General features: G+C 46.8%; 13 protein-coding genes. 1 reads left to right on the top strand and 12 read right to left on the bottom strand.

Going from position 1 to position 17862, the window contains the following annotated elements; all coding sequences use genetic code 11:
- Nucleotides 1-113: 113 nt before the first annotated feature.
- Nucleotides 114-1013, top strand: coding sequence for a glucose-1-phosphate thymidylyltransferase RfbA (gene rfbA / locus EKG39_RS09045; protein WP_126505407.1), 900 nt, complete (start codon nucleotides 114-116; stop codon nucleotides 1011-1013).
- Nucleotides 1014-1285: 272 nt separating this feature from the next.
- Here rfbA and EKG39_RS09040 read toward each other — a convergent pair whose 3' ends face one another.
- The 12 genes from EKG39_RS09040 to EKG39_RS08985 all read right to left on the bottom strand — a co-directional run bounded on the left by EKG39_RS09040 (nucleotide 1286) and on the right by EKG39_RS08985 (nucleotide 17838).
- Nucleotides 1286-2611 carry a CDP-glycerol glycerophosphotransferase family protein gene (locus EKG39_RS09040; protein ID WP_126505406.1) on the bottom strand — a complete coding sequence of 442 codons (1326 nt, stop codon included), beginning with the start codon at nucleotides 2609-2611 and terminating at the stop codon, nucleotides 1286-1288.
- 15 nt (nucleotides 2612-2626) lie between these two features.
- Nucleotides 2627-3025: a glycerol-3-phosphate cytidylyltransferase gene (gene tagD / locus EKG39_RS09035; protein ID WP_126505405.1), complete on the bottom strand. Its 399-nt coding sequence runs from the start codon at nucleotides 3023-3025 to the stop codon at nucleotides 2627-2629.
- 227 nt (nucleotides 3026-3252) lie between these two features.
- Nucleotides 3253-4764 (bottom strand): sugar phosphate nucleotidyltransferase, encoded by a 1512-nt coding sequence (locus EKG39_RS09030; protein WP_126505404.1) that lies wholly within the window; start codon nucleotides 4762-4764, stop codon nucleotides 3253-3255.
- Between the two features lie 58 nt (nucleotides 4765-4822).
- A complete protein-coding gene (locus EKG39_RS09025; protein ID WP_126505403.1) occupies nucleotides 4823-6976 on the bottom strand; it encodes a WecB/TagA/CpsF family glycosyltransferase in 2154 nt (717 codons plus the stop codon).
- A gap of 771 nt (nucleotides 6977-7747) precedes the next feature.
- Nucleotides 7748-8791 carry a glycosyltransferase family 2 protein gene (locus tag EKG39_RS09020; RefSeq protein WP_126505402.1) on the bottom strand — a complete coding sequence of 348 codons (1044 nt, stop codon included), beginning with the start codon at nucleotides 8789-8791 and terminating at the stop codon, nucleotides 7748-7750.
- Complete coding sequence (locus tag EKG39_RS09015; protein ID WP_126505401.1) at nucleotides 8781-10163, bottom strand: oligosaccharide flippase family protein; 1383 nt, start codon at nucleotides 10161-10163, stop codon at nucleotides 8781-8783. Before EKG39_RS09015 ends, EKG39_RS09020 begins: the two co-directional genes overlap by 11 nt.
- A 569-nt stretch (nucleotides 10164-10732) precedes the next feature.
- Nucleotides 10733-11980: an O-antigen ligase domain-containing protein gene (locus tag EKG39_RS09010; protein ID WP_126505400.1), complete on the bottom strand. Its 1248-nt coding sequence runs from the start codon at nucleotides 11978-11980 to the stop codon at nucleotides 10733-10735.
- Nucleotides 11981-12085: 105 nt separating this feature from the next.
- The gene (locus EKG39_RS09005) at nucleotides 12086-13495 is read right to left on the bottom strand and encodes a GumC domain-containing protein (RefSeq protein WP_126505399.1); all 1410 of its coding nucleotides are present in this window, start codon (nucleotides 13493-13495) and stop codon (nucleotides 12086-12088) included.
- A gap of 32 nt (nucleotides 13496-13527) precedes the next feature.
- Entirely contained in the window at nucleotides 13528-14862 is a 1335-nt protein-coding gene (locus EKG39_RS09000; protein ID WP_126505398.1) for a polysaccharide biosynthesis/export family protein, read from the bottom strand.
- Nucleotides 14863-14960: 98 nt separating this feature from the next.
- Nucleotides 14961-15302 carry an STAS domain-containing protein gene (locus tag EKG39_RS08995; protein ID WP_126505397.1) on the bottom strand — a complete coding sequence of 114 codons (342 nt, stop codon included), beginning with the start codon at nucleotides 15300-15302 and terminating at the stop codon, nucleotides 14961-14963.
- Nucleotides 15303-15946: 644 nt separating this feature from the next.
- Nucleotides 15947-16339 (bottom strand): ATP-binding protein, encoded by a 393-nt coding sequence (locus EKG39_RS08990; protein ID WP_126505396.1) that lies wholly within the window; start codon nucleotides 16337-16339, stop codon nucleotides 15947-15949.
- Nucleotides 16340-16383: 44 nt separating this feature from the next.
- Nucleotides 16384-17838: a SpoIIE family protein phosphatase gene (locus EKG39_RS08985; protein WP_246028463.1), complete on the bottom strand. Its 1455-nt coding sequence runs from the start codon at nucleotides 17836-17838 to the stop codon at nucleotides 16384-16386.
- Nucleotides 17839-17862: the final 24 nt, after the last annotated feature.

Genomic DNA, 17862 nt, shown 5'->3' with positions numbered 1-17862 from the left:
TCGCGGCTGAATCACGCTGCTACAGAGGTTGGTGATGGCTGGCGTCACCACTTTGATTGCCCTTACTTTTAACGGTACACTTCGCAGTAATCTCTTTTAAGAAAACAGCAGTGATGAGAAAAGGTATTATATTAGCGGGTGGTACGGGCTCTCGCCTGTTTCCAATCACGCAGGTTGTGAGTAAACAGCTGCTTCCTGTCTATGATAAGCCTATGATCTATTACCCGCTATCGACCCTGATGCAGGCAGGGATCACGGAAATATTACTTATTTGTACGCCTGTAGATAAGCCCTTGTTTGAAACCTTATTGAAAGATGGAAATCAGTGGGGAATATCCCTCCACTATGCCGAACAAGCAAAGCCCAATGGACTTGCTGAGGCTTTAATTATTGCAGAACCATTTCTCAATGGCGAAGCTTGTGCGTTGATCTTAGGGGATAACCTATTCTACGGTGATGCGTTGAGCACGTTATTGGTCGATATTAGCTCAAATAGCCAGGGGGCTTCAGTATTTGGGTATCACGTCGCGAACCCTACCGACTACGGGGTCGTCTCTTTCGACCAATTTGGGAAAGCTGTTTCAATTGAAGAGAAGCCCGAACAGCCTGAGTCTCAATACGCGATGCCCGGTCTGTATTTTTTTGATAGCCGAGCCCCTCACTTTGCAAGACAGGTTAAACCTTCGGCTCGCAATGAGTTGGAGATCGTTGATGTTATTAATGACTACTTAATAGCTGGCGAGTTAAGTGTAAAAATCTTGGGAAGGGGGACTGCCTGGTTGGATACGGGGACCCCTGATGCTCTGTCTGAGGCTACGCAATTTATCGCAGCAATCGAAAAACGACAAGGCCTTAAAGTAAATTGCCCGGAGGAGGTCGCTTATCGGTTAGGCTTAATTGATGCTGTTCAACTAAAAACGTTAGCGCAACCTTTGTTGAAAAGCGGATATGGCGAATACCTATTACGCCTGTTAGATGACTCGAATAATCGTGTAGGCCCAGCTAGCTGGTAGTGGTTCTCTTGATAAAAACTTCGCGGCTAAAGCACGCTCCTACAACGGCGAAACCACGCGTCTGCAGAATGGCTAGTGTATTTGTCTTTTGTGTAGGACCGGCTTTAGCCGGGAATGGCTGTGACATACATTCCCGGCTGATTCAATTTATAGCTAAAATCTTCGCGGCTGAAGCGCGCTCCTACAACGGCGAAACCACGCGTCTACAGAATGGCTAGTGTATTAGTCTTTTGTGTAAGACCGGCTTTAGCCGGGAAGGTTTAGTGAATATTTCAAAGCTGATCCGATTTTCCAATAGAAAAGCTTCGCGGCTGAAGCGCGCTCCTACAGAGGGAAAAGTCAGCTCCGATTATTTCATTTTCTATTGTCGTGAAGGCGTCGCTGTCCTCAGTCTGCCAGTAAATTTGTTGTAGCAGGCGATACTCTTTTTCCGTTTCGCTGTCGATGTAGAAACTCTCCTCTTTGTTTAGCCTCTTCAATAGTGCCGGGAATGTATGTACGGCACTCTTGGATGAAGCGTTACACTCTGTTGAAAAACCTCCAACTAAGGGTAAGCACTCTGCATAGTCATAAGTTTCTCTGAGCTGAGTCGACTCTTCTTTTTGGTTGAAGCGGTAAAACAGAATTGGTACGCGATGTAAAAGCATATCAATAAACAGAGATGATTGGTCGGTGATTAATAGATCTACCTCGTGCAAGATGCTGTAAACATCCTGCCAAGAGGAGATATCTATGATATTTGGATACTGGCCGAGTCGCTTGCCCAGATGGGCTTCATTTGGATGAAAGCGAATTAAGAATAGTTGGTTATTTTTCTGTAATTGCTGTGAGAGTTTCGACCAGTCGAAGCCTTTATCGTAATGACACATGCGGTCCATCTGACTCTGGCTCAAGGTCAGGCTCTTATTCCCTTGCGTCTGTGCAACGTCGTGACAGGTCGGTACATACAAGATCACCTGATTATAATGGACATTAAAGATGCTCTTCAGGGATTTTTTGTGATTGGGGTAACGCTTGTAATAGTCGCTTCTCGGATTCCCACTGCGTATCACTTGTTGTGGTGTGATCCGAAAGGCTGATGAAAAAAGGGGATCGATAACCGGACTAGGGCTCAGCATGATATCGGGGGTGATATGTTGCTGGTGGAATTTCAGCGAGTTTCTTAATCGGCCCAGCGGTCCCTGAGCATGATAGATGTGAGCTAACGGCCCCGATTCAATGTCGAACTCAATCTTCTTAAGCGGTGAGCCATGCCAGAGGTTTGTTTTTATCGCCCCCCTGGCGACATACTGATTGATGTCACCAATATAGGTGTTATAAAAATAATACTTTGCGGTCAGGCAATGATAGAGCCCTCGCAGGCTTCTTCGGTGATAGGTTTCAATACCCTGTTTTTTCAGCTCTTGTATAAGCTGTGCATCTCCACTTATCCAGATGGCACGAATAAATCGGGTCTGCTGCCAATGAAGACATAAATACTTGGCATTATCTGAAAACTGATCCTTGTAGCTACCCAATACCGCCTTATTCATTCTCGGGCTGAAACCCGAGCAGTAGTAGATTATTTTTCGTAATATCGATGTGATCAGCTTCATCATTTTCTTCTCACTTTCTTATACTGATTGGACTAAAGCCAGGCTGCTCTTTATTTCCGTGGTGGAAATATTGCCGGTTCTGTCTAAATAGATGACCTGACATTGGCTGGAAAGTGAGTCAAATTTGCCCTGCCAGTCGTTACCCATTCCGAAAATGTCTATCTTTAGGCTTTTAATATCATGTTGTTTCTGCTGCCAATTCGTCTCTGGAATAACGAGATCGACATAGCGACATGCGGCAACAATCTCGGCCCTTTGTTGATAGTTGAAAAATGCCGCCTTGCCTTTTTGAGCGTTGAATTCATCGGTCGAGACTCCGACGATGAGTCTGTCACCCAATGACTTGAGGCGCTGAAACAGGCGTACGTGGCCGAAGTGAAACAGATCGAATGTACCGTATGTGATAATCGTCTTCATGGGCCTTCTCCTCGAACGTTTGGTCTTATAAGCTCAGTTCTCTTTGAGTAATTTTCTCTAAGAGCTTCTCTCTAAGTGCTTTTCTTTATCAGCTTCGCACTAAGTAGTTTCTAAGGGCTTTGCATTCTCGTTATAGGTTTGAAATCTATGGCTAAAATTTGCTAACTTTTTTAGAGCTCTGGGTTTTAGGTATTGGGTTTTAGGTACTGGATTTTAAGGCTCAGGGTTTAAAGAACTGGGTCTTGAGCCTCTCTGTTTTGTCCCCTCATGTTTGGCTCCAAGGCTCGATTGTTAACCTTCAAGGATTGCCAAAGCAGTGAAAGGTATTTTGTACTGTGATTATTGGCTGCAAATTCAAGCGCTAACAGGGTTCTTTCCTCTTGTGGTGCCGATTCATCGAGAAGGAGTTGTACGGGGCCTAATACCCCCAGGCGGCCAGGAACTTGTCCGTGGGAAACACTGGTTTGCGGGGAGGCTCCAAAGAGATCTAATCTGCCAGTGATGACGTAATACAGTTGAGGGATTAATGCCAATATCATCGGGGAGATGTTCCACTTCCATGCCATGAATGTGCGGCCGAGGTTATCCTTGCAGCTCTGCTTTATCCTCGTTTCGGATGTTGTTCCGGATTGAGGGAGCTTCGATGAGTGATGCATATTTTTACCGTTAGTCTTTGCCCCGTAGCTATTGATGAATGAAACAGCCTGCAACAGAGGCCATAAAGGTAAGCTCACAATAAGTAAAGTGAAGAGTAAAAGTCGGGTGATTAAACTCGTTTTATCTGATTCATCTTTTGCTGGCACTTCGCAAGAGCCTATCAGAGCCTGATCGTCTATCTCTATGACGCCCTCGGTCCTGACATTTATCAGTAGGTTTTTACACAAAATATTGTCTTTTACCTCTAAGCCTTCGCCAACGTACGTATGGGGTAACACCAGGCAGTTATTCAGTATTGAGCCTTTATCTATCAGGCAATCATTGCCGATCGAAATACAGTTTTTCATCACAACGCTGGGGTCTATCCAAGCGTTTTCTCCAAGTATTCCCCATCCCTGTTGCTCGTTTAACTGTCCGGTTCGTGCCTTGGCGCCAACATAGAAGTCTTGCTCGGGGTTGCCTGAGTGATAGCTTCGCTCCATAGGCGTTAATGAAGGGAATTTGTTGGCTGCCAGGCTAAGGTTGGTATCCATATATGTCTGAAAGCTATCGAGCATGCAGCAGTGTCCGTGCAGAACCAAAGTGACAACGGCCTCGTCATTGCCTTGCTGACACAGGGGCCAGTTAAGATCGGCAATGTGGGGAAGTGCCGCGGGTAACAACATCATTCCCGCATTCTTGTTGGCCATCTTGGCTTGTACAAAGTCGTCCGGAAACTCTTTTGAGAACTCGATAAATTGCGCGAGCGACGGTGAGCGGAATATATCGCCTCTGGTGAGCAGTAACTTATCTTGCGTATCGAGTGAGAGACGTTTTAAAACGGCCGAGGTATCCTCCTCTGGCTTACTCAGGAAGTACTCAATGTCGACTCCCCACTTTTTACCCGAACCTAAGTGTTGTTCAATCTCTTTTGCCTGAGGCGAGATAACCATCTTTACCTGAGTGATGCCTGATAGCGCGATGTCCTCTAACGTATAATCAATGACAGCCTTGTTGCCTACGGGGAGCAAGGCAGGGCAGTAGTAATGGTTCAGAGGAGTGAGCTCATCTCCGAGTCTGTTGGCAAAAATTATGGCTTGCATAACTTACTCTCCATAGTTAAAAAGTGATTGTTTTTAGAGTTAAATTTTCTCTTTGTGGTTAGTAAGCACCTCGTGCGAGGAGTACGGCCGGGATGGTTTTAAGTAAGATCCAGATATCGGTGAGCAGCGATTGTTGGTAGATATAATCCACATCCAGCTCCACCTGTCGGTCAAATGGAATATCTGAACGCCCACTCACCTGCCAGATACAGGTTATGCCTGGTTTTACGGCTAACCTTTTTCTGTCCTTCAGGGAATATTGCTCTACTTCAGTTTCCAGTGCCGGGCGTGGCCCCACCAGAGACATCTCTCCGCAGATCACATTCCATAATTGAGGCAGTTCATCGATAGAGGCTTTTCTTATAAATTTGCCAATTAAGGTGATACGAGGGTCACGTTTCATCTTGAACAGTACGCCTCCGTCCATCTCGTTTTCGGCTTGCAGTTTACTCAGTCGCTGCTCGGCGTCCTGATACATTGAACGGAATTTCCACATGGTAAAGGGGGTGCTATTTTTGCCAGCTCTTTGCTGGCTGAATAGCACAGGACCTTTCGATTCGATTCGGATCAGCAAGGCAACTAACATCAGAGCGGGAAGCAGAAGCAAGAGTAAAAATGAGGCACCAAACAGATCAAATACTCTCTTAACGCCGCAGGTTAGCTTGCTGCTGATCCTTTGGCGTTGGCAGCGGTTGAGTGCTAGTAGATTTTTAGTCTCAATATTCGACAGATCAGCGATACTGATGTCTGAACTGGTGTTGTTAGCTCTATAGTTAGGTTTAATCGGCGCCTTGTCATCCGACTGGCTCTGATTAAACTTATGGCTGTTATTAGGCTTATGGATATCCTTGCCGATACTCTTCTGAATCAGTGCAGCCCGTGCGCGCTCCCGGAGGATCTCCTTCAACACCCGGTAGATAAACAGTGGGTTTCCTAATATATAGCGCTTCCACATACGTCCGGGTTCTTCAGATAGACGGCATATCCACTCCATTCCAATCTGTCTCACCCATAATGGCGCTCGCTTGACCTTTTCGGCATAGAAATCGAAAAGACCGCCAACGCCGATACCGACGGCGACATTGAGTCTATGTTTATGCCTGGCAAGCCATAGTTCCTGTTTCGGGGCTCCCATGGCGACGAGCAATACCGATGCTCCTGACTCATTTATCTGTTTGATGACCGCGTCATTTAGTTGGGGAGCGTCGATGAATCCATGGTGAACTCCGGCAATCTTGAGCCTTGGATATCTGCACTGCATTTTATCTGCGGCCGATGCCGCGATGCCATCTTCGCCACCAAGGAGAAACAGGGAGAGCCCGTTATCGGCAAGTTGCCGGCACAATAGGGGAAACATGTCGGTACCGTTTAAATTATCCTTCGGTGCTAAACCTTTCCAGAGGCTTGCCAGTCTGATCCCTGAACCATCGGCAAGAATCATGTCGCAGTCATTGAGTAGGCAGTCTCGGTACTGGCGGTTTTTTATACTGATATTCATGCAGTCAGCATTAACAAATGCGTATTGAGCCATGGCTTGTTTATACATTGGTTGCTTATTTATCGGCAGTGTTCTATCGCGTTTTGCATGCTTGGTGATGCTTGTAAGTAACTCTGACATACTCAAGTTGTTCAACGCGATATCAAACAGAGGGATCGTTTTCGTGTGCTTATTAGCGTCCTGGTTTGAGAATAGCCAGATGATGAGGGTTCTGAATATGGCGAGCAGGTAGCTTAGTGCGCTGCTGTGAGCACTGATAATGGCACTGTCCTGACTTTCGAAACTTAGTCCCACCTGCTGATGCATGAGTTTGAAAGAGAGCAGCCCCGGTTTTATCTCCGTTAGACTCGATAGCTGGTGGGCTGAAAGCTTATGGGTTAAGGAAGAGATGGGGTTATGTGTGCCGGCCTCTTCAAGAATATAGCTCTGCTCTGTGCCCAGTAGTGAAATATCTCCCTTTAGCAAGTTGAGCAGATGTGGCCATTGACAACAGATCCCCTCTCCGCTGAATTGGTACAGGGCTATCTGTGTGTTGTCCAAACCACGGATGTAGACAAGTTCGATGGCAGAGCCATAACGGCATCTTCTATAGGCATATTTCAGGATCAACACAGGGGATGCGGCGACTATCAATAGTACTGCAATCAGGATGTCGATAGCTCTTACCGAAAACGGTCTTATGACCGTTTGAGTGACATGCGTCTGAGTTGTCATCCTTACCTACCTTATGCCGATACAGCCGTTAGAGTGCTTTAAACCTTGTCGATATAAGAGGTACTGCATAGTTTAAGCCAGTTTTTATATGCCTTTTATTTCAGTTGGTTAAGGCGTTTTGTGAATGGTTGCCTCAGGAGTTAATACTGTGATTTGCAGTTTGCGATGCATTAAGGGCTTTGATTTTGAGAACACCGCTGAAGCAGGTTTCAACTTGTAGGATCGTGCCTTAGCCGTTGTAGGAGCGTGCTTCAGCCGCGAAGCTTTTGGCCGTTTATATATTATCCTTCCCGGCTAAAGCCGGTCCTACACATGCGATAAATAACCAAGCCCACCAGTGGGAGAGCGCCTTTGCCGTTGTAGGAGTGTGCTTCAGCCGCGAAGATTTTGGCCGTATTTGTACCCCCATTCCCGGCTAAAGCCGGTCCTACACATGCGATAAATAGCCAAGCCCCTATGTGGGAGAGCGCTTTAGCCGGTGTAGGAGCGTGCTTCAGCCGCGAAGCTTTTGGCCGTATTTGTACCCCCATTCCCGGCTAAAGCCGGTCCTACACATGTGATAAATAGCCAAGCCCCTCAGTGGGAGAGCGCCTTAGCCGTTGTAGGAGCGTGCTTCAGCCGCGAGTTTTTTGTTATCGATGTGCCTTATTTTTTTCTAGGCCTAAGCCGGTTCTACACGGTATCGAAATAGACCATAGCCGTTTTTGTAGGAGCGTGCTTTAGCCGCGAAGCTTGCATAACCAAGTGTGCCGTTCCCGGCTGAAGCCGGTCTTACAATATCAGCGACGATTTAACGCCATCTTTGCTGATCCGCATCTTTTGAATGTGTCCCATGGCGAACTGACCCATATTCTCACACACCTTATAGAGTGAGGAGGGGAGCAGCCAGAGCAGATAGGCGGCGGTTAAGGTGACACAGGTTCTGCCTGTCTCATCGATCATTATTGACGGCGATACACTTAGCGCCTTGTTAATCAGCTTTATTGCTGCCTTACCCTGTCCGTTTCGAATAGATTGACGAGCCAGATATCTAAGTTGATAGGCCCTGGCACTCTGCTCGTTTTTCTTGAGCAATTTAGGGGCGAAGAGTCTGGCTTTGTCGATCATCTGCTCCCATGAGGCGAGCTGCTTCATGATGTTAGAGGAGAGTCCCTCTTGGTTAAGACGGTAGAAGGTTAGTGGTGCCGGGATCCCCTCCATCTTCCAGTTGGTCGTCGCGACTATGCGTAACCAGCATTCGATATCTTCAGATTGACGAAATTTTTCATCGAAGTAACAGCTATAGTTTTCTGTGTGATCCAGGGGCTGGAAACGAATGTCGTTGAGTGTTTCCCGGCGGATCACAGGCGCTGAGCCGTTGCCAACTGGGTTTCTGCACAGTAAATGCGCTGCTGTGATCCCTTTCAATTGTGGCATCTGAAAGAAGTGGATCGGCTTGCCCTTATGATTCATAAAGCTTGAGCGAGAGAAGCTAATTCCCACTTGTGGTGATTTGTTCAGGTGTTCGACATGCATCATCAACTTATCTGCATGCCACATATCATCGGAGTCGATGAAGGCGACGTATCGCCCGATGGCATGACGAATTCCTGTGTTACGTGCCGCAGCGAGCCCTTTGTTGGTGATGTGATTGACGACACGGATCCTGTGGTCGAGTATGGTGCGACTGATCTCAAGGCTTTTATCTGTTGAGCAATCATTGACGAGAATGAGTTCAAAATCTGTGAAGGTTTGAGCTAACACAGAGTTAATTGCTTGTTTAACAAAATGCTGAACATTATAGATAGGCATGACTACAGATACTTTAGGCGTCATGGTGAACCTCCTGGCTAAAGCCCTTGAGTTGGTCTTGTTTAGCTCCTTTACGAGAGCTCAGAATGAAGTGATGGATATAGAGATTAAATGTCGGCATTGCAATCAGGTGGATCACTAAGATCCCCAGGGCTACAGCCGTTAAGCCCCACTGGCTACATATGCTGATAGTGATAGCCAATAGCAGAGTAAAACCTAGGTTAAATGAGAGGTTCAATTTATTCTCACCTATGCTGATGAGCAGTTGGCTTGTTGCCTCTCCGATAGGTCTGACGAGCCCGCTTAAGCAAAGTAAAATAAATACAGGAAGTGCGCCTGCCTCTATCCAATGGCTTCCGTAGACGAAAGGAAGATAGATGGGGGCGAGTATCGATTGCAGCGCGATAACGGGAATCGTGATCTTCAGGATAAGCTTAAGTGAATGGGCATAGCGTTTCTGTAGCTCAGCTTCATTTTTATCCCGTGCTTGACCGCTTCTCTTATTACTTTTGTTATTGCAAAGGTGCGAATACAGCGCCGTACCATAACTTTGTATGATCCCTAAACTGATCCCCAGACTGGTATTGAAGGCGAAGAAGTATATTCCTAATGCCTCGATACCAAGGAAGTAACCGACGAGCAGATAATCGATATTTTGTCTCAGTGCGATGCTCAAATCGCTTAATCCGACCTGAGAGCCGAAGCGCAGCATCCGTGTGATACTCCATGCTAAGCGGGATTTAGTGGGGGCTGGTTTGGCAAGTGATTCGGTTTGAAAGAGCGGATTGTGATACCTGTGTATGGCAATCCAGACAAAAATAACCAACACCTTAGGCAGGATAATGGCCCAAATTCCAAGCCCCGATAGCGCAAGGATAGCGGTAAGAATGCCATCTGTGATGGTTTGCCACAAAATTGCGCGACCAACGCGTCGCATGTTGTTGGCTCTGAGATTTATAGCGGCGTAGAGCATCCCGAAGGGGAGTAAAAGATAGCTTGTTGCCATGAGTATCATAGGCGCGATGAGTGTCGAATCTTGGTTAAAGAAGGCGAGGGGCCAACTGAGTAAGCTCATGGCAACGAAGGCGGTTATAGCGGCAATCCAATTTGTTCTGTTCGCATTGGGGAGTGAAGCGAATAACGAATCATCGTCCATCTTTATCAATGCGGCAGAAGTGATTCGTCTTGTCGGGGTACAGATAAGCTCGAAACAGGCGAGAATAATAGCGACTTGCCCGAAGACCTCTGGCGTCAGCAGGCGCGCTAAAATGATGCTGGAAGCTAATCTTACTATGCGCCCAAGCACCTGAGCCGAACCCAGCCAGAAAAGACTTTTTGAGAAAGTACTTTTAGCTGGTTGTTCAACATCTGTAGCTAGCTTGGACGCATTATTCATTAAAGAAACCTTTTGTGGCGTAAGAATGAATGATTAAAAACGTGTTTATGGTGTTTTTTTAATATCTTCTTAGATCTTCTTAAGGTAGGTATTACAGATTTCATGCCAACTAATAGCTAGGTTTTAGTATGCTGATTTTATTATTTATTTTTCTTTTCTGTTTCGTGTAGAGGTGAGAGTTAAGCTTGCTTGTTTCTGTTCTGCGATTGATTTGTTGCATGCTGGAGTGAGGTATTTGCAAAATGCGAATTGAAAATGGCCCTTTGTAGGAGCGTGCTTTAGCCGCGACGCTTCTGGCTGTGTTTGTACCATCCTTCCCGGCTAAAGCCGGTCCTACACAATATCGAAATAGGCCATCGCTTCTTTGTAGGAGTGTGCTTCAGCCAGGAATCTTTCAGTAACGGGGTGAGCAGTTCCCGGCTGAAGCCGGTCTTACATCAAAGCCAGTCTTACCCGGTACCGTGATAGGCCGTAACCTCTTTTGTAGGAGTGTGCTTTAGCCACGAATCTTTAATATTGGGGAGGAGTGAGCCGTTCCCGGCTGAAGCCGGTCTTACATTAAAGCAGCCCTACACAATACGCCCACTCTTATGCGCTATGCCTACCACGATTAGTCCCGGCCAGAACAGGTAGGCGAGGATCTCCAGGTTTTCCCCAAAGGTGTACAGAAACAGCTGTAGCAAGACAGCCACCGCGGATGCCGCTATGGGGGATCTTAAAATTGAACCTATCAAGGTGATAAAACTGACAAGTAAAGGTAAAGCGAGTGAGATAGCGCCAACCAAGCCTTTCACGAACAGGAGCCCGTACCAGGTGTGATGTGAGCCTATTGGCATATATTCCACCAAGTGCGGCCCTCGCTCCACTATGCCATGCCCCCATACCAAGGCTTCGTTGGCCCACCGCTCCAGTGCGATATTGGCCAGATGATTACGTACTCTGGTGGAGCCGGCTCTGGCGGCCTTGATGGCCGTGATACTCATCTCTACCTTTTCGATCGCCTGTGTACCAAATATGCCGGCTAAGAGGGTAACCGGCGTGGCGACAAAATAGAGCCAAGGCGCTCTGTGGTGGCGAATAAAGGCAAAGTATCCGAGTAGAGTGAAGTAACAAACTAAGGCTAACCGAGATTGTGAGATCAGAACCAGCAGCAGACTGCCCAGGATCCCGTAGGTTTTAAAGCGCTTATCTTTTTCCTGTATGGCGAAGTTTAAGAACAGGTTCCCCATCATGCCCAGTGCTGGTGCCCAGGGGGTAAACAGTCGCCACCTCGGTGTACCGCTGCCAGGGTCGATCTCATACAGACTGACACTGAAAAACTCCGGACCGGGTCCACCTATGATACTCAGTGGTGAGACATACAAGGTGCCGGGTAATCCAACCAACCAGGCGATGATGCAAAAAGGAAACAGGATGAAGGTATGCTTACATACAATACAGGTGGCGCGATAGATGATTTCAGGTCGGATATTTAGTGAACCAATTAATGGGAAGATCGCGAGTAGCGCCCAGCCCTTTGCCCAGCCTATGCTCGACTTTATCAGTTTAGGCAGGCCTAATTCATGTTCAAAGTGAGCGATGACTAAGGCTATCAGCATGATAAACATGCCAACTATCCAGCATAATTGAGCTGTTGTGATGATGAAGTCTTGTCTGTCAAAAATAAAACGTTTGAGCATGCGAAGAAGCAAGATCCAACCTATGACTGGGGCGACAAGATACATGGCACCAAGTAGCCAAAACAGGTAGGTGTAGGTAATGCTATACCAGATGAGCTTTTCATCACTGTTTTCTGGTTTGAGAGTCTCTCTGCTCATTTGAAATACCCTTTTTTAGAACCTAGAACCTAGAACCTGGAATCTTCAAGCATTCGCGGCTAAAGCCGCCCCTACAATGAAAAGCGGCCCCCGGGCTGAATATGTTCAAGTCGTTAAGATCTTCTGCAGTATCGGCTTTCTGATCCACATGATGCTTAATCCGGCTAATGAAAAAATTGATGCGACTGTCCCACCGAGCAAGGTCAAAACTGTTGTCATCTTGTTGGCTTTTAATGGCAAGCTTGGTGGAGCAAGTAGTTGAACCAGAGGGTAGGCTGAGTAGATATCGGCTTTTCCGACATCCATTTTTGCCAGTGCCGAGGTAAATACGGCCGTGGCGACCTGATGTTCCCGATGCAGGTCTTCAAGTTTTGCGGCGTCATCATTGCTGTCCTCCAGGCGTGTGTCCCAGGCGTTTATCTGTTCTGTAAGGGAGCTGATCTCGTGGCTTAGCCCTTCGGCCTCTGTCGTTAGAGAGAGCAGTTGCTTCATTAATTGCGCCCTGCCATCGATATCATCGGCAGACAGCATCAACATTAAGGTGTCGTCCTGATAACCTAAGAGAATTTTGCATCGTTTTCTTAATGCGCTGAAAAGGGCTTGTTGTTGCTGAGTCTGGGTCATTATCTGCGGGTGCTTCTTACCGTAACGACCTGAAAATTCGGCGAGATCCGTGGTCGATTCGGTGTAAATGACCAGTAGCTGTTGGTACAACTGGTCATTTTTCAGCTTAAGCAGATCGGCAGCCTGTCTGGCGTTAAGGGATAGGTGCAGTTCCAGCATCTTCTGGCTTGCTATCACGCCCTGTAACTTGGATACCATATTGACCTTGTTATGTCTGAGTCTCTCAATTGTGAGCGCAAGCTCCTTAAATTGATCCAGTGATACCAGTCCTATCTGAGATTGAAAGTTGAGTATCTTTGCCTGGCTTTGACTCACCTTAGTGGCAAAGCCATCGATACCCATCTTGATCCCGTTCTCTCTTTGATTTATCTCATCTTCTCTGAGTTGCGACAGCAGTGCCTGTAAGCTGTGATAGTGTGCCCACGCCTTGTTTTGTGCCTCTTGTGCCGTCGTGCTGCTGATATTGAACTGCATCAATCCCGTCTGATTTGGCAGCTTTAACTTGGGCTTTCCCATAGCCTGAGGTGTAAGCTGGACGGTTTTGGCGGCGGCATCGATTAAGATTTGACTCATAGATAGTGCCTTATAGTTCTCTCTGGGATCGATGGCCGAGCTTAAGTAGGGAGAGCTACTTGTGCTGGTGGCCTGGCCGATACTGTCTAAGCTGACTAACGCGCCTGCTCCCGCGCCCGGCAAAATAAGTGTCCACTTACTGACAAAACGTGTGGGAGTATTCACTAGCGCTAGGATCACCAGCGTCCAGATGAGGGCGAGTGCCGCTAACGCTGTTTTTATATACACCCAGCGACGCGCATTAACGGGCAAACTGCTGCCTTTAATCGCAGCTCTTTTTAACCAGAGAAGCTGGCTTGGGTGATGTTTATTTTCCATCTTCTTCATCCTTGGGAGCGCTACATCAAGAGTTAAAGTAAGCCGAGCAAGGTTGCGGGCAGTAATATTTCGGTGACGGTTTTGGCAATCTCCCGAATATTGGTGACGCCGGAGTCGTAACAGGCGATACCATCACCGGGCAGTAAGATAGGATTCATGTTGGGCTTCCACGAATGAACCATTAAGTTATCCAGTGAACGCTCAACCACATCTATCTGCTTGGTAATAGGATTCTTGGTGATCAAGACTATGTGCCGACTTGCGTTGGTGCTTTGCGCCCCTCCGATGCAGTTTGCACCTATTGCGCCGCTGAGCAATCGAGTACCGTAGGGAAAGCGGGTGGCTTCTGTATCCACTGCCGATTGTGAGTTGCTGCTGGCGGGCTGAGTCAGGTTAGAGATAAATACCCTAATTCCCGGGGCCGTAATTTGCGAGGGCCTGGCCAGCTCATCATTAAACTGATTCAGCTGAGGAACATGAATGTGATCACCTGCCATTAGCATCAGATATGGAGTAGATGAGCCATCGATGACTCCCGATAGGTCGAGCGTTAGCGTCTGTTCGCCACGAGTGACGGCTATGGCGCTGATATCTGCATCCGGGCTAATCCCACCCGATGACCTTAGGGCGGCAGCGATACTTCGTCCGGAGGCCTGATCTCCCGTATGACCGCCATTATCATCTGTGATCTCTGTATCTGATTTATGGTTGATAAAGTGAGTGCCGGGTTCAAATACCGCACCGGAGACACTAACTTCAATCGGTGCCCATTTTCGGGGAGTGATGCTTATCCTGATAGCGCCGGCAAGCATTAACTGCTCATCGATCAGCAGTTGTCTGATACTGACTTTCAGTGATTCAATCTTTAATCCCCGAGCCTTGATGGCTGGAATAAAGGGGAGGTAGATAAAACCATCGGCATTGACTTCGACTTCACTGCTAAACTCCTCACCGTTTAATATTTCGATATTGAGCCTGTCACCACTGGACAATTTAGGGACATTGAATTGAGTGATTAACTCAGTTGGCAGAGCCGTGTTCTCATGCTCTAAGGCATCTGAATGGGAAGAGATATCTTCCGCATTGCCTAGACTTTCCGAGTCTGCTTGCCATCTTTTTCTCACGTAAGGCGTTGAACTATCGTAATAGTGACAGGGCTCAGCCTCTAGCTTCGCCTTATTTTCTGGAGAACGTTTTTCAGCTGCACTCGCTTTCACTGCACTGCTTTTATTAACATCGTTTTTCTGATGACATAAATTCTTTTCTTGAGTCAAGGTCGGTGTTACACAGCCTGAAAGAGTCAAGCAAAGGCTAATCATTATCGGTAACAAACTTGCCTGTATGGGCTGATAAAAAGAATAAGTCATTAAGGTCACTCCTTGTAACAACTTTAATTTTTCAAAATCATTAAGTTAAGGGCTAATCGGTTCAGTCTTTAAGTCTATAAAGTTTCGAGTCGGTTGCATCACAACTCACAGATATGTTCAATTGCGGCCGTTTGATCTTCATAGATGGTAAATATCTGATGCAGTCGCGTGAGCTCGATTAATGCCCGTACTCCGGCAGATGGAGAGAGGAGAATGATCTCTCCGGCTTTTTTCTGTGTGAGTTTCAGTGCAGAGACTAAGATGGACAACCCACTGGAGTCGATATATTCAACCTGATGCAGATCCAATATGAGTTTATTGCTACCCGCTTCAATCTGACGCGTAATAGCAGCCCTGAGGGTGGGAGTCTGTGACATCACCATCTCTTTCGGGAGTGTAATTAAACAGGCATTATCGAGCGCTAATGGTGAAAATTTCATATTGAGCTCCTTAGGGAATTGCTGATATTTATCGTGTTAACTCTTTACCTGCATATAAGATTGCACAACTCAGGCCAACATTTAAGGTGCTGATTTTAAATGCTTAATACAGGGTTTTGCTAAGTTTGATAGTGAAGCTTTAAGGTGGAGATGAAAATTGCGAAGCAGAATGCAAAGGTTAGATTCTCCGTAGGAGCGTGCTTTAGCTGCGAAGTTATTAATAATGGGGGAGCAGTTCCCGGATGGCTGGCAGCGGGTTATGTTCTTCCGTAGGAGCGTGCTTTAGCCGCGAAGCATTAATAATGGGGAGAACGGTTCCCGGCTGAAGCCGGTCTTACATCAAAGCTTACATCAAAGCCCACTCTACATGGCTGACTGCGGGTTATGTTCTTCCGTAGGAGCGTGCTTTAGCCGCGAAGCTTTAATAATGGGGGGAACGGTTCCCGGCTGAAGCCGGTCTTACATCAAAGCTTACATCAAAGCTTACATCAAAGCTTACATCAAAGCCCACTCTATATGGCTGACTACGGGTTATGTTCTTCCGTAGGAGCGTGCTTTAGCCGCTGTAGGAGTGTGCTTCAGCCACGAATCTTTCAGTAACGGGGGAAGCGGTTCCCGGCTGAAGCCGGTCCCACACTAAGAGCCTAACTCCTCAACAAACTTAGCCTCAGGTGTGTGCCGGCCACGGATGCCTGAAACCTTACCTGATCCATCCAGTTTTGAATGATCCACAATCCCCGACCTGAGATAGAGAAGGGAGATGGGCATTCGATTTGATCGCCAATTGGTATGTAGGGGGCATTGTCTAATAGATCTATGGTTATGCGGTCAGGGTTACAATGCATGATGATGACGATGTCTTCGCATTGGTTGTCTGTATGTTCGAGGACATTTGATAATGCTTCGAGTACACAGGTGATAACCTTAAATCTCTGCTGTATTTGAACACTGTTTTGCTGCAGAAATTGCTCCAACTCTTGGCAAAGTAGATTACTGTTCCAGACACTTTGAGATAGATTTAATTGAATACTGTTCATATATCCTCCGGGTACCCATTTAACGTCATGTTTTATCTGTTTTTCTACAAAACTCGTTGATTTTCAGACTGTTTACTTTCTAACAATTCACTTTCAATCAATTCACTTTCAATCAATTCACTTTCAATCAATTCACTGTCAATAAGCGCTTCATACTTCAACGCCTGCCAGTCACCCATTGAAACGATTTCATCAGCGCTCCTATTATTTTCGTTAGGCAGAATATCTTTATTGCTGCCTTCCGTTGTGGTGGAGCATGATGTGGGTCGCTGGCTGTAATTATTTGAGGGAAAGCTATCCGGCGCAGATAAGATCATCATTGAGATGTCGTCTTGTGGTTCTTTTTGCTGCCAGAGGTCGATGGCGTGAGCCAGGTAATGAAGTAATGATTCCGGCTCAAGTTGATTTGCATTGGCGCAAGTGTTGATTAGCCTTTGTTGTCCAAACTCGCCAAAGCTAGGATGTCGGCATTCGTATAAGCCATCAGAATATAAAATTAAGTGTTGCTGCGAACTCACGAAGAAGGTGTCGTAATGGTATTGATATGTGTTGTCGATGCCCAAGGGGATGCCGGAATTTAGCTCCATCATCGCTGTCCCTTGTTCTTTAAGTAAAATTGGAAGCGGATGGCCGGCAACGGTTAACTTCACTCTACCGCTGATCGTATTAACAATCCCTAGAACTAGCGTGGCAAACCTGCCTGTATGCTCAGGATCTTCAAAGTCAGCATTGAGTTGAGAGACAATGAGCGCGGGATCCAGGCTCGCCCAGTCACAGCTGTTACTGCTTAACCTTTGAGCTAGGGTAAAGCTCTGCATTGAGGCTGCGATCCCATGGCCTGTCACATCCAAGAGGTAAAATCCCAGATGAGAATCGTCGATCTCCAGACATTGAAATATGTCACCGGCAAGTTCTTGTGCCGGCTGGAATTGAGTGGCGAGTCTCCACTCGTTTTGTAGTGTGCTTGAAGTTGGCAGCAGTGAGCCTTGCAGCTTTGCCGCACTATTTAGATCTTCCTGTATCTGTTGCAGGTAAGCATGTTCTTTTATCAGTGAAGCATTGAGTTCGCTATTTTTATTTTCCAGTTGATGCTGCATGTTAACTATACGGGCGCCAGCTAATACTCTGGCTTTGAGAATGCTTGGAATAAAAGGCTTAGTCAGGAAGTCATCTGCACCGGATTCAATGCCTGTCACAGTGTGCGAAGTTAGATTATTCCCTGTAAGCAGTAGCATATATGGGGGAAAGGGGAGTTTTTTGAAGTATTGACAGAGTTCCGGTCCACTCATTCCCGGCATCCTCCAATCACTAATGACAATGTCAGCCTTTTGCTGTCGGTAAGACTCGATTGCCTCCTCTGCGCTACTGCAGCTTGTGACTTTCAATCCCATTTTTTCTAATAAATGTGTGATAAAGCAGCGCTCACTGTGAGTATCTTCAACCACGAGAACCCTAAGGCCTGCCGTTTGCCGTTGAAATGACGTTACCGATCCTTCCATACCCCTTGCCATAATTTTCACTCA

The organism is Shewanella atlantica, from assembly GCF_003966265.1.
Lineage (GTDB): Bacteria > Pseudomonadota > Gammaproteobacteria > Enterobacterales > Shewanellaceae > Shewanella > Shewanella atlantica.
The sequence above is the reverse complement of the archived record's forward strand: the minus strand, read 5'-3'. Positions and strand labels throughout refer to the sequence as shown.